The organism is Agromyces larvae, assembly GCF_022811705.1.
GTDB lineage: Bacteria > Actinomycetota > Actinomycetes > Actinomycetales > Microbacteriaceae > Agromyces > Agromyces larvae.
Map to the genome: position 1 here is coordinate 624,344 of NZ_CP094528.1, position 11,971 is coordinate 636,314.

10 protein-coding genes are annotated in these 11,971 nt (G+C 72.3%); all 10 read left to right on the top strand.

The window, feature by feature from the left end:
- The first annotated feature begins 219 nt into the window (after positions 1-219).
- The 10 genes from MTO99_RS02850 to MTO99_RS02895 all read left to right on the top strand — a co-directional run bounded on the left by MTO99_RS02850 (position 220) and on the right by MTO99_RS02895 (position 11,968).
- Positions 220-1,086 carry a type IV toxin-antitoxin system AbiEi family antitoxin domain-containing protein gene (locus MTO99_RS02850; RefSeq protein ID WP_243556794.1) on the top strand — a complete coding sequence of 289 codons (867 nt, stop codon included), beginning with the start codon at positions 220-222 and terminating at the stop codon, positions 1,084-1,086.
- Positions 1,087-1,237: 151 nt separating this feature from the next.
- Positions 1,238-2,212 (top strand): 4-hydroxy-tetrahydrodipicolinate synthase, encoded by a 975-nt coding sequence (gene dapA / locus MTO99_RS02855; RefSeq protein WP_256461031.1) that lies wholly within the window; start codon positions 1,238-1,240, stop codon positions 2,210-2,212.
- 88 nt (positions 2,213-2,300) lie between these two features.
- Positions 2,301-3,977: a ribonuclease J gene (locus MTO99_RS02860; RefSeq protein WP_243556795.1), complete on the top strand. Its 1,677-nt coding sequence runs from the start codon at positions 2,301-2,303 to the stop codon at positions 3,975-3,977.
- 148 nt (positions 3,978-4,125) lie between these two features.
- On the top strand, positions 4,126-5,184 hold the full coding sequence (locus MTO99_RS02865; protein ID WP_243556796.1) for a permuted SH3 domain-containing protein: 1,059 nt from the start codon (positions 4,126-4,128) through the stop codon (positions 5,182-5,184).
- A 23-nt stretch (positions 5,185-5,207) separates the two neighbouring features.
- Positions 5,208-6,098 (top strand): ABC transporter ATP-binding protein, encoded by an 891-nt coding sequence (locus tag MTO99_RS02870; protein WP_354002506.1) that lies wholly within the window; start codon positions 5,208-5,210, stop codon positions 6,096-6,098.
- Positions 6,095-7,333: an ABC transporter permease gene (locus MTO99_RS02875; protein WP_243556797.1), complete on the top strand. Its 1,239-nt coding sequence runs from the start codon at positions 6,095-6,097 to the stop codon at positions 7,331-7,333. Before MTO99_RS02870 ends, MTO99_RS02875 begins: the two co-directional genes overlap by 4 nt.
- Positions 7,334-7,407: 74 nt before the next feature.
- The gene (locus tag MTO99_RS02880; protein ID WP_243556800.1) at positions 7,408-7,899 is read left to right on the top strand and encodes a GNAT family N-acetyltransferase; all 492 of its coding nucleotides are present in this window, start codon (positions 7,408-7,410) and stop codon (positions 7,897-7,899) included.
- 105 nt (positions 7,900-8,004) lie between these two features.
- Entirely contained in the window at positions 8,005-10,773 is a 2,769-nt protein-coding gene (locus tag MTO99_RS02885; protein ID WP_243556802.1) for an FtsK/SpoIIIE family DNA translocase, read from the top strand.
- A gap of 21 nt (positions 10,774-10,794) precedes the next feature.
- On the top strand, positions 10,795-11,415 hold the full coding sequence (gene pgsA, locus MTO99_RS02890; RefSeq protein WP_243556804.1) for a CDP-diacylglycerol--glycerol-3-phosphate 3-phosphatidyltransferase: 621 nt from the start codon (positions 10,795-10,797) through the stop codon (positions 11,413-11,415).
- 7 nt (positions 11,416-11,422) lie between these two features.
- Positions 11,423-11,968 (top strand): CinA family protein, encoded by a 546-nt coding sequence (locus tag MTO99_RS02895; protein ID WP_243556806.1) that lies wholly within the window; start codon positions 11,423-11,425, stop codon positions 11,966-11,968.
- Positions 11,969-11,971: the final 3 nt, after the last annotated feature.

An 11,971-nucleotide genomic window follows, 5' to 3' on the forward strand; every position in this document is an offset into this window, starting at 1 on the left:
AGCCCCCCGCCACGTTCGCGGCGTAGGAGATCGCGGGCGACACGCCGCCACGCGCCCACCCGAGTCGGCGTGTCCCGGCGAATCTCCTACGCTGCGCACCACACCGTCTCGCGACGGATCTGCGCGACTCCTCCTCCACAGCCCGGCTGCAGTCGGCCCCGCTCCACTGTTCGTTTCGCCGAGGCCGTGACGGCCGGCGCTCGGCGGCACCGTCGACGCATGCCCGTTGAACCGCATCTCGTGCATCAGGCTTGCGCCGACCTCGGCGGCGTCGTTTCGGCTCGCGAGCTCGACTCGTTCGGCATCGATCGTCGCTCGCTGGCTCGGGCGGTGCGCACCGGCGACCTCGTCCGCATCCGACCCGGCACCTACGTCACTCCCGAGGCCGAACCCGACCTCGTCACCGCCCTGCTCCACGGCGGCGCAGTCGGGTGCGTCTCACGGCTGCGCCTAGCCGGGGTGTGGGTGCTCGGGGCGCATGCCGAGACGCATGTTGCGATGCGCCCGACGGGCCGTCGACGCCCGCACCCGGCATGCCGCTGCGTGCAGCATTGGAACGACGTCTCCTCGTCGGCGGGTCTCGTGTCGATCGTCGACGCGCTCCGGCAGGTGCTCGGGTGCCTCGGTGCAGAGGAGTTCTTCGTCTGCCTCGAGTCGGCGATGCGCCGACGGCTGATCGATCGGCGCGGCCTCGACCGCCTCAGGTCGGGGCTGCCGGCCGAGCATCGCTGGCTCACGGAGTTCGCGAGGTGGAACGCCGACAGCGGGCTCGAATCGCTGCTGCGGCTTCGGCTGCGGCGGTACGGCATCGACGTGCAGAGCCAGGTGGAGGTGCCGGGCGTCGGACGGGTCGACTTCGTCGTGGGCGACCGGCTCATCCTCGAAGTGGACGGCCGATCGAATCACGAGTCGCCGCAGCACCGGCACAAGGATCTGCGTCGCGACGCGCTCGCGGCAGCGCTGGGGTTCGAGACCCTGCGGTTCGATTACGCGCTCGTCGTGCACGAATGGGGGATCGTCGAAGCGGCCATCCTCGCTCGGGTCGATCGCGGCCTCCACTTCTCGCGGGGCCTCGGCCGGCCATGACACGGCGTAGGACTCCGCGCGCGACACACCGTGCGAGGGGCATCGGATTCGGCGTGTCGGGGAGGAACTCCTCCGGCGCGAACGTCGTGCCGCGGCGCCGACGGCGGGCACGCGACACGTCGACACCCGCCATACCGATAGCCTGGAGGGCGTGACTCAGGACAACCCCTTCGGACAGGTGCTCGTCGCGCTCGTCACGCCGATGACGGCGGACGGCGAGGTCGATTGGCCCGGGGTCGAGAAGCACATCGACGATGTCATCTCGGCGGGCGCCGACGGCATCGTCGTCACCGGTACCACGGGCGAGACGTCGACCCTCACCGACCCCGAGAAGATCCGTCTCGTCGAGGTCGGCAAGGACGTCGCGGCCGGCCGCGCGAAGATCATCACGGGCGGCGGCTCGAACGAGACCGCGCACGCGATCGAGCTCTACAAGCACTCCGAGCAGGTCGGCGCCGACGGCATCATGATCGTGACGCCGTATTACAACAAGCCCACCCAGGCGGGCATCCTCACGCACTTCCGCATGGTCGCCGACGCCACCGACCTGCCGGTCATCCTGTACGACATCCCCGGCCGCACGGGCGTGCCGATCACGTACGAGACGATCCTGCGGCTCGCCAAGCACCCGAACATCCTCGCCATCAAGGACGCGAAGGGCGACTTCAGCGAGGTCAGCCGGGTGCTCAACCAGACCGACCTGATGTACTTCTCGGGCGCCGACGAGAACATCCTGCCGCACCTCGCGATCGGCGCGACGGGGCTCATCGGCGTGACCGCGAACATCGCCCCGGCGCCGTACCGGGTGATCGTCGACGCGGTGAACCGCGGCGACCTCTCCGCGGCGACCGAGGCGCACCGGCAGCTCGAACCGCTGGTGCGCGCCGTCATGACCCACGTGCCGGGCACCGTCGCGGCGAAGTACATCCTGCACGGCCTCGGTCGCATCGGCAGCCCGCGCGTGCGCCTGCCGCTGGTCGGCCCCGAGGAGTGGGAGGCCGCGCTCATCGAGGACGAGATCGACCTCGTGCAGGGCGTGCCGGGCGTCGACTTCCACAACTTCCGGCCCGACCGCAACGCCGCCGCGGGCGGCGCGCTGCCGAAGGTGGCCGGCACCACGCGCTGACGCGCCCCGCCGCGCACACGTGCGGCCCGAGACATCCGCGGAGCCCTGAGCCCGCACCCAACTGAACACCACCACCGAAGGAGGGCACATGCCCGACGTCGTCGCCGAACCGGCCGCACTCGAGCCCGGAACGCTGCGCATCATCCCCGTCGGCGGCCTCGGCGAGGTCGGCCGCAACATGACGAGCTTCGAGCTCGACGGCAAGATCCTCATCGTCGACTGCGGGGTGCTCTTCCCCGAGGAGCACCAGCCGGGCGTCGACCTGATCCTGCCCGATTTCGGGTTCCTGCAGAGCCGGCTCGACGACATCGTCGGCGTCGTGCTCACGCACGGCCACGAGGACCACATCGGGGCCGTGCCGTACCTGCTGAAGCAGCGCGCCGACATCCCGCTGATCGGGTCGACGCTCACGCTCGCGCTCGTCGAGGCGAAGCTGAAAGAGCACCGCATCGCGCCGTACACGCTCACCGTCGCCGAGGGCCAGCACGAGCGGCTCGGCGCGTTCGAGCTCGAGTTCGTCGCGGTGAACCACTCCATCCCCGACGCGCTCGCGGTCGCGATCAAGACGCGCGCGGGCACGGTGCTCGCCACGGGCGACTTCAAGATGGACCAGCTGCCGCTCGACGGCCGGCTCACGGACCTGCGCGAGTTCGCGCGCCTCGGCGAAGAGGGCGTCGACCTGTTCATGGTCGACTCCACGAACGCGGATGTCCCGGGCTTCACGCCGCTCGAACGCGACATCGGCCCCGTGCTCGACCAGGTGATCTCGCGTGCGAAGCGCAAGGTCGTCGTGGCGAGCTTCTCGAGCCACGTGCACCGCGTGCAGCAGGTGCTCGACGCGGCACACGCGAACGGGCGACGCGTGGCGCTGCTCGGCCGCAGCATGGTGCGCAACATGACCATCGCCGAGGACCTGGGCTATCTCAAGGTGCCCGAGGGCGTGCTCATCGACTACAAGAAGGCCGGCGACATCCCCGACGACCGCATCGTCTTCATGTCGACCGGTTCGCAGGGCGAGCCGATGGCGGTGCTCAGCCGCATGGCCAGCCGCGACCATCAGGTCGAGATCGGCGAGGGCGACACGGTGATCCTGGCGTCCAGCCTCATCCCCGGCAACGAGAACGCCGTGTACCGCGTGATCGACGGGCTCACCAAGCTCGGCGCGAACGTGGTGCACAAGGGCAACGCGAAGGTGCACGTCTCGGGCCACGCCGCTGCGGGCGAACTGCTCTACTGCTACAACATCCTGAAGCCGCGCAACGTGCTGCCGATCCACGGCGAGTACCGCCACCTGGTCGCCAACGCGAAGCTGGCGCGCGACACCGGCATCCCCGAGTCGAGCACCTTCCTCGGCGAGAACGGCACGGTGTTCGACCTGAAGGACGGCGAGGTGCGCGTCGCGGGCCAGCTCGACCTCGGGTTCGTGTACGTCGACGGGTCCACGGTCGGCGAGATCACCGACGCCGACCTGAAGGACCGCCGCATCCTCGGCGAAGAGGGCTTCATCTCGGTCATCGTCGTGGTCGACGCGCAGACCGGCCGGGTCGTGACGGGCCCCGAGATCCACGCCCGCGGCTTCGCCGAGGACGACTCGGTGTTCGACGATGTGAAGCCGAAGATCGTGGCGGCCCTGGCCGATGCCGCCCAGAACGGCGTGCGCGACCCGTACGCGCTGCAGCAGCTCGTTCGCCGCACGCTGGGCACCTGGGTGAACCGGCGGCTGCGTCGCCGGCCGATGCTGGTTCCGCTGGTCATCGAGGCCTGATCGGATGCCCCGGACGAGCCTCGTCCGGGACATCCCGGATTCCTCCCCGAGAGGTATTCCGCCGGACGCATGCGCGCCCCTAGGGTGAGGGGAGCCGCCGGGCCCTGCCTCGGGCGGTCCCCCCGTGACGACCCGACGAAGGAGTGCCGTGGGCATCTGGCGCCGATGGATCCTGCCGACCGTTCGCATCGTGCTCGTGGCGGTGATCGCCGTCGCCCTGGCCAAGCTCGCGTTCTTCCCCGACCGCGCACCCGAGGATGTCGCGTTGCAGCCCACCGGCACCGTCTCCGAGCCGGTGTACACCGTGGCACGCGCCTCCGTCGCGAACGACCTGACCCTCACCGGCACGGTGAGCGCCGACGCGCCGGCGGTGCTGAAGGCGACCGGAACGGGCGCGGTCGACGAGGTGTTCGCCGCGGTCGGCGGCCAGGTCGCCGTGGGGCAGAAGCTGTACGACATCAAGGTGGCCGATGCGGTCGAACCGGTCGAGTCGACCGGGCCCGACGGGCTGCCGACCGTGACGATGCCGAAGCAGACCTATCACTACGAGCCCGTGCTCGCGCCGATCGCGGGGGTGCTCGCGGCGCTCGACGTGCTGCCGGGCCAGCAGGTGTCGATCGGGGAGTCGACCGGGCAGGTCGCGCCGCCGAGCTTCAACGTGACCGCGACGATGAGCCCCGAGCAGCAGTACCGGCTGACGGATGCGCCGACCGAGGCGCTCGTCACGATCGCCGGCGGCCCGGCGCCGTTCACCTGCGGCGGGCTGACCATCTCGACCGGGGCGGCGACGACCGGCGGGGGCGGCGGGGCCGGTGGGGCCGGTGTCGGCGCGAGCTCCGGCGCCGGCGGAGACGCGGGCGGCGGCACGACGGTGCGCTGCGCGGTGCCCGGCGACGTGCGGGTGTTCGCGGGGCTCAGCGCGCAGGTGAAGATCTCGGCGGGCGTCGCCGACGACGTGCTCGTGGTGCCGACGACCGCGGTGACGGGCGGCGCCGAGACCGGCACCGTCTGGGTCGTGCAGCCCGACGGCGAACGGGCCGAGCAGGCGGTGCGGCTCGGGTTGAGCGACGGCACGCAGGTGGAGGTGGTCGAGGGACTCGCCGAGGGCGACACGGTGCTCCAGTTCGTGCCGGGCGCGGCCGCGGTCGCCGAGCAGGGCTGCGTCGACCCCGGTGACGGCTCGATGATCTGCGGGGTCGTGCGCTGATGGCCCTCGTCGAGGCGCGCGGCGTGGGTCGCACGGTTCGGCTGCCCGACGACCGGCCGCTCACGATCCTCTCGGGGGTCGACCTCATCGTCGAGGAAGGCGACCGGGTCTCGATCGTCGGGCGCTCGGGCTCCGGCAAGTCGACGCTGCTCAACGTGCTGGGCCTGCTCGATACGCCGAACGAGGGAGACCTCTGGTTCGAGGAGCGCGAGGTGCGCCGGCTCGGCAGCGGGGCCCGCGACCGGATCCGCGGTCGCGGGATCGGCTTCGTCTTCCAGCAGTTCAACCTGCTGCCCGGGCGCACCGCGCTGGAGAACGTCCAGACGCCGCTGCTGTACTCGGGCGGCCGCGAGTTCTGGCGCCGCGAACGCATCGCGACCGAGATGCTCGAGCGCGTCGGGCTGGGGGAGCGGCTCGCCACGAAGCCCGAGCGTCTGTCGGGCGGCGAGCAGCAGCGGGTCGCGATCGCACGCGCCCTCGTGCGGCGACCGCGGCTCATCCTCGCGGACGAGCCGACCGGCGCGCTCGACCTGGAGACCGGGGCATCCGTGATGGAGCTCATCGAATCGGTCGCTGCCGAGACCGGTGCGGCGCTCGTCACGATCACGCACGACCCGGCGATCGCGGCGCGCTCGAACCGGCATTTCAGGCTGGCCGAGGGCCGGCTGCACGCGCTCGACGCTCCGATCGAGCGGGGCGGCTCGGCGGCTGCGTCTTCGGATGCCCCGCCCAGCGCCGGAAGCGCCCGCCCCGCCGGCGGCGTCGGGTCAGCCGGCTCTGCCGACCCGGCCGGCTCTGTCGACCCGGCCGGCTCTGTCGACCCGGCCGGCTCTGTCGACCCGGCCGGCTCTGCCGACCCAGCCGGCCCTGCCGACCCGGCCGGCCCTCAGCCGACGGACGGGGTCGCGGCGTGATCGGGTGGCTCGGCCGGACGGCGACCGGCATGGTGTCGACCGTGGTCGAGGCGATGGAGGAGCTGCGCATCCATCGGGGGCGGGTGCTGCTGTCGCTCATCGGCGTCGCGCTCGCGGTGTGCGCCCTGGCGTCGGTGGTCGCCGCCGGCGCCATCGCCGAGCAGTCGGGCCGCGAGATGCAGGAGCGCTCCAGCGGTCGCCCCGCGACGGTGCAGTTCCAGCCGATGGTCGCCGGCCCCGTCGACCCCGCGGTCGCGCAGGCGGCCTGGCAGCGCGCGCTCGGCCGGCACGATGTCGGGTACGCCACGCGCAACGGGTGGGGGCGGCTCGACGCGCAGTTCGCCGACGGGGTCGTGCCGCTCGACCTCGTCGTCGTCGATCCCGATTTCGGCGAGATGCACCGGGTGCGACTCGCCGAGGGGAACTGGTTCGTCGATCGCGATGCCGACCGCCTGGCGCCCGCGCTCGTGGTGAACGAGGCCTTCTGGAACCGGCTGGGCCGGCCACCGCTCGAGACGCATCCCACGACCCCGCTCGTCGGCACCGCGACCCCCGCGACCGCGGTGATCATCGGGGTCACGCCGAGCCGGGGCGAGTGGGACACGACGCCGCAGGCCTACGTCCTCGCCGACGCGTACCTCGCGCTCGCGTCCGAGACCGCGGACCCGATGACGGGGACGTTCCAGCCGTCGTACGAGGCGTGGCTGCCGCCCGAGCAGGCCGACGAGCTCACCGAGTCGCTGAAGCAGGCGTTCGCCGCCGAGTTGGGCGGCGAGGCCACGGTCGAGTCGTGGCGCACCGACTACGCGGCGTACGACGGCGACCCGTACCTGCCGCTGAAGCTCGTGATCGCCGGCGTCGCGGTCGTGATCCTGCTGCTCGGCGCGCTCGGCCTGCTCACGATCGCGCTCGTCACCGTGCGCACCCGGATCCGCGAGATCGGCATCCGCCGGTCGTTCGGCGCGACGGCCGGCCGGGTGTTCTTCTCGGTGCTCATGGAGACGATGGTCGGCACCTTCGTCGCGGGCGTGGTGGGCGTGGGCATCTCCATCGCGGTGCTGCGCAGTCCGCTGCCGGCGATGCTGCTCGGATCCGAGCTCGACGACATGCCGGGGTTCCCCGTCGAGGCGGCGGTCATCGGCGTGGGCGCCGCGGTCGCCGTCGGGGCCCTGGCCGGCCTGCTGCCGGCGCTCGCGGCGGTGCGGGTGCGCGTGATCGACGCGATCCGGTTCTGAGCCGCCACGCCGACCGAAACGTCGTTGAAACGAGGCGTCATCGCGGTGCAATCGCGGCGCCGTAGCATCCGTGCATGGCGGCGTTCACGACCCGCCCGGCCATGCCCGACGACGGGGGTTTCCTCGCCGACATGGTGGTCGAGGCGGTGAACTGGCGGGAGGGCGTCCATCGCCCGCGCCCGACCGTGCTCGCCGACCCGATCTCCCGTCGGTACATCGCGGGGTGGCAGCGGCCGGGCGATGCCGGGGTGGTCGCCGTGGACGCCGACGACCGACCCGTCGGCGCGGCCTGGTATCGGCTCTTCCAGGCCGATCGCGCAGCGCACGGCTTCGTGGCCGCCGGCGTTCCCGAGCTCGTCATCGGGGTGCGCGCGCCGTGGCGGGCGCAGGGCATCGGGCGGTGTCTGCTGCGCGAGCTCGTCGAGCAGGCGCGGCGTTCCGGGTTCGCGCGACTGACGCTCAGCGTCGAGCGCGAGAACTACGCGCGGGACCTCTACCGCTCGGAGGGATTCCTCACGGTCGAGGCGCGGGGCGGCCGCGAGACGATGGCGCGCCGCCTGCGCTGAGCCGGCCGCGGCGAGGGCGGGGCCCTCGACGGCCGGGCGGCGCGTTCGGCCGAGCCCGGCGTCGCCTCCGCGGGGATGACGGATGCGCCCGCTAGCGTGGAACGCATGGCTACGAGCACCAGGTCGAACGGGCGTGCCTCGGGCGCATCCGCCCGCGGGTCGTCTCGCTCGTCGTCGAAGACGGCCCCCACCAAGAAGCTGCCGGCGACCCGGGCCGCCAAGCCCGCGCCCGACGGCCCGGGCGTGCCCGTGCGCGCCTGGATGGGCCTCGCGCACCTCACGGGCGGCGCCGCCCGTGCTCTCGGCCCCGAGACGCTCGCGAAGGAGGAGCGTCGCGACGGGTTGCCGTTCCTGATCGTGCTGATGGCGATCGCGGGTGCGGTGGTCGAGTGGTTCTACATCGACGAGCCGATCGCGGTCGGGTTCGACGCATGGACGTTCGGCGGCCTGCTCGGGCGGGTCGCGTTCGGTCTGCCGGTGGTGCTGCTGCTGTTCGCGGTCTGGCTGTTCCGCCATCCGAGCTCGGTGCACGACAACACGCGCATCGGCATCGGGTTGGTGCTGCTGCTCGTCGGCGTCGCCGCCCTCTGCCACGTCTTCGGCGGCCAGCCGTCGCCGAGCGAGGGCATGCCGGTGCTGGCGCGGGCCGGGGGCATCCTCGGGTGGATGCTGGCGCAACCGCTCATCCTGCTCATCACGCCGTACGGCGCGACCGCGGTGATCCTGCTGCTCGTGGTGCTGTCGCTGCTGATCATGACCAAGACGCCGCCGAACCGCATCGGCGCACGGTTCCGCGAGCTGTACGTCTGGCTGTTCGGCGCCGCCGAGCCCGACGCGGCTGAGCCGCGCCCGTCTCGGAAGCGCAAGGAGCGCGCCGAGCAGGTCGAGCTCGACGGCATCGACGGCGACGCGGATGCTCCGCATCTGCCCTGGTGGCGACGCAACGCGCAGGGCCGCGAGGAGGATCCGGCGTTCGAGCCCGCGGGAGCCGAGGGGCTCACCGAGGTGTTCGGGCCGGGCTCGGTCGACGGCAGCTTCGAGTCGGCGCTCGAGGGCGTGCCCGAACCGGTCGACGCGTACGGCGCGTCGGTGCTCGACGAGCTGGCGCGCGCCGAGGCGGCGGTCGGTCGGTTCACGGGCGAGATGCCGACGGGCGCGACCGAGCTGCTCGCCGACGGGGCGACGGATGCCACGCCGGCACCGGCGGTCGAGACCGAACCCGTGCCCGACCGCCCGTACCACCTGCCGTCGGCGGCGACGCTCGCTGCGGGCGCGCCCGCCAAGCAGCGCTCCGCGGTGAACGACGAGGTCGTGCGGCAGATCACCGGGGTGCTCGAGCAGTTCTCGGTCGACGCGAAGGTCACCGGCTTCTCGCGGGGCCCGACCGTCACGCAGTACGAGATCGAGCTCGGACCCGGCGTGAAGGTCGAGCGCGTCACCGCGCTGTCGAAGAACCTCGCGTACGCGGTGGCGTCGAACGAGGTGCGCATCCTCTCGCCGATCCCCGGCAAGAGCGCGATCGGCATCGAGATCCCGAACGCAGACCGTGAGACGGTCACGCTCGGCGACGTGCTGCGCTCGGGCACCGCGACGAACGCGAAGCACCCGATGACGATCGGCGTCGGCAAGGACGTGGGCGGCGGCTACGTCGTGGCGAACCTGGCGAAGATGCCGCACCTGCTCGTGGCAGGCTCGACGGGGTCGGGCAAGTCGAGCTTCGTGAACTCGATGATCACGAGCCTGCTCATGCGTGCCAAGCCCAGCGAGGTGCGCATGGTGCTCGTCGACCCGAAGCGCGTCGAGCTCGCGCCGTACGCGGGCGTGCCGCATCTCATCACGCCGATCATCACGAACCCGAAGAAGGCGGCCGAGGCGCTGCAGTGGGTCGTGAAGGAGATGGACATGCGGTACGACGACCTCGCGTCGTTCGGGTTCCGCCACATCGACGACTTCAACCGGGCCGTCGTCAACGACGAGATCGTGCTGCCGGCGGGCAGCGAGCGCAAGCTCAAGCCGTACCCCTATCTGCTGGTGGTGGTCGACGAGCTCGCCGACCTGATGATGGTCGCCCCGCGCGACGTCGAGGACTCGATCGTGCGCATCACCCAGCTCGCGCGCGCCTCGGGAATTCACCTGGTGCTCGCGACCCAGCGTCCGAGCGTCGACGTCGTCACCGGCCTCATCAAGGCGAACGTGCCGAGTCGGCTCGCGTTCGCGGTCACGAGCGTGACCGACTCGCGGGTCATCCTCGACCAGCCCGGCGCCGACAAGCTGATCGGGCAGGGCGATGCGCTGTTCCTGCCGATGGGTGCGTCCAAGCCGATCCGCGTCCAGGGGGCGTGGGTCACCGAGGCCGAGATCGAACGGGTCGTGAAGCACGTGACGCGCCAGGCTCGCCCCGAGTACCGGCAGGATGTCGCGGCCGTCGTCGAACGCAAAGAGATCGACGCCGACATCGGCGACGACCTCGAGCTGCTGCTCGCGGCGGCCGAACTCGTGGTGTCGACCCAGTTCGGTTCGACGTCGATGCTGCAGCGCAAGCTCCGCGTCGGGTTCGCGAAGGCGGGCCGGCTGATGGACCTGCTCGAGTCGCGCGAGATCGTCGGGCCGTCCGAGGGGTCGAAGGCCCGCGACGTGCTCGTCACCGTCGAGCAGCTGCCCGGCGTCCTGGCCCGCATCCGCGGCGACGAGCCGGCGGGGGCGCCCGCCGCGCGATCCGAGGCATCCGCGGCCGCGGCGCCGTCCGAGGCGTCCGGCGCGACCGCGCCCATCGACGACCGGTACGACGACCCGATCGGCCGCATCCCCGAGGGGCTCGAAGAGGTCGAGGCATCCGGCGACGAGGACGCCTGGGGTCTCACCGGGCGCGACTGAGCCGCGGCTATCCTTGGCAGCATGACCTCCTCCGCCGACGGCGTCGCGCCCCCGGTGAGCAACTGGAACCTCCCGAACGCGATCACGATCGTGCGGATCCTGCTCGCGCCCGTGTTCTTCTGGCTGCTGCTGGCCGACGCGGGCGAGGGCGGAGGGCTGCGGTGGGCGGCCGCCGCGCTGTTCGTGATCGCCATCTCGACCGACTGGGTCGACGGGCACATCGCCCGCAGTCGCGGCCTCGTGACCGATCTCGGCAAGATCCTGGACCCGATCGCCGACAAGCTGCTCACGAGCGGTGCGCTGGTGTGCCTCTCGATCCTCGGCGAGGTTCCGTGGTGGGTGACGGGCCTCATCGTGCTGCGCGAGGTCGGCATCACCGTGTGGCGATTCGTCGAGCTCGGGCGCGGCAACGTGGTGCCGGCATCGTCGGGCGGCAAGCTCAAGACCGTCGCGCAGGCGGTCGCGATCTCGTTCGCGCTCGCGCCGCTTCCGGCCGTGCTGGGCGAGCCCGAGTCGGGCCTGTTCATGTCGTGGGTCAATGCCGTGCTCATCGCGATCGCCCTCGTGCTCACCGTGTGGTCGGGGCTGCTCTACGTGCGCGACGCCGTGCGGCTGGCCCGTGCCGAGCGCGAGGACGCGTGAGCGGCTCGTGAGCGCGGCATCCGCCGTCGAGTCCATCGGTGCCGCCGAGCGCGACCCGACCGCCAGGCTCGTCGCCGCGCTGACCCGGCGCGGTCTGCGCGTCGCGATCGCCGAGTCCCTCACCGGCGGGGCGCTGGCCGCCGAGCTGGTGCGGATCCCCGGAGCATCCCAGACCCTCTCCGGCGCGGTCGTGGCCTACGACACCGCCGTCAAGCACACGGTGCTCGGCGTCGAGGCCGACCTGCTCGCCCGGGAGGGCGCCGTGCACGCCGACGTCGCCCGCCAGATGGCGCTCGGCGCGGCGCGAGTGCTGGCCGTCGGCGGCCGCCCGGCCGACGTCGCGATCGCCACCACGGGCGTCGCCGGACCCGACCCGCAGGACGGGCGGCCCCCCGGCACGGTGTACGTCGCCGTGCTCGCCGGCGGCGAGACCTCGGTGACGGAGTTGCGGCTCGACGGGGATCGGGCCGCGATCCGCGCCGAGACCGTGCGCGCAGCCGTCGCGGCCTGCCTCGACGCGCTCGACGAGCTGCCCGTTCGGGCCGCGGAATAGGCT

Coding starts and splice junctions, on each gene's coding strand:
- MTO99_RS02850 (WP_243556794.1), top strand. CDS start 220: ATGCCCGTTGAACCGCATCTCGTGCATCAGGCTTGCGCCGACCTCGGC.
- MTO99_RS02860 (WP_243556795.1), top strand. CDS start 2,301: ATGCCCGACGTCGTCGCCGAACCGGCCGCACTCGAGCCCGGAACGCTG.
- MTO99_RS02880 (WP_243556800.1), top strand. CDS start 7,408: ATGGCGGCGTTCACGACCCGCCCGGCCATGCCCGACGACGGGGGTTTC.
- MTO99_RS02885 (WP_243556802.1), top strand. CDS start 8,005: ATGGCTACGAGCACCAGGTCGAACGGGCGTGCCTCGGGCGCATCCGCC.
- pgsA (WP_243556804.1), top strand. CDS start 10,795: ATGACCTCCTCCGCCGACGGCGTCGCGCCCCCGGTGAGCAACTGGAAC.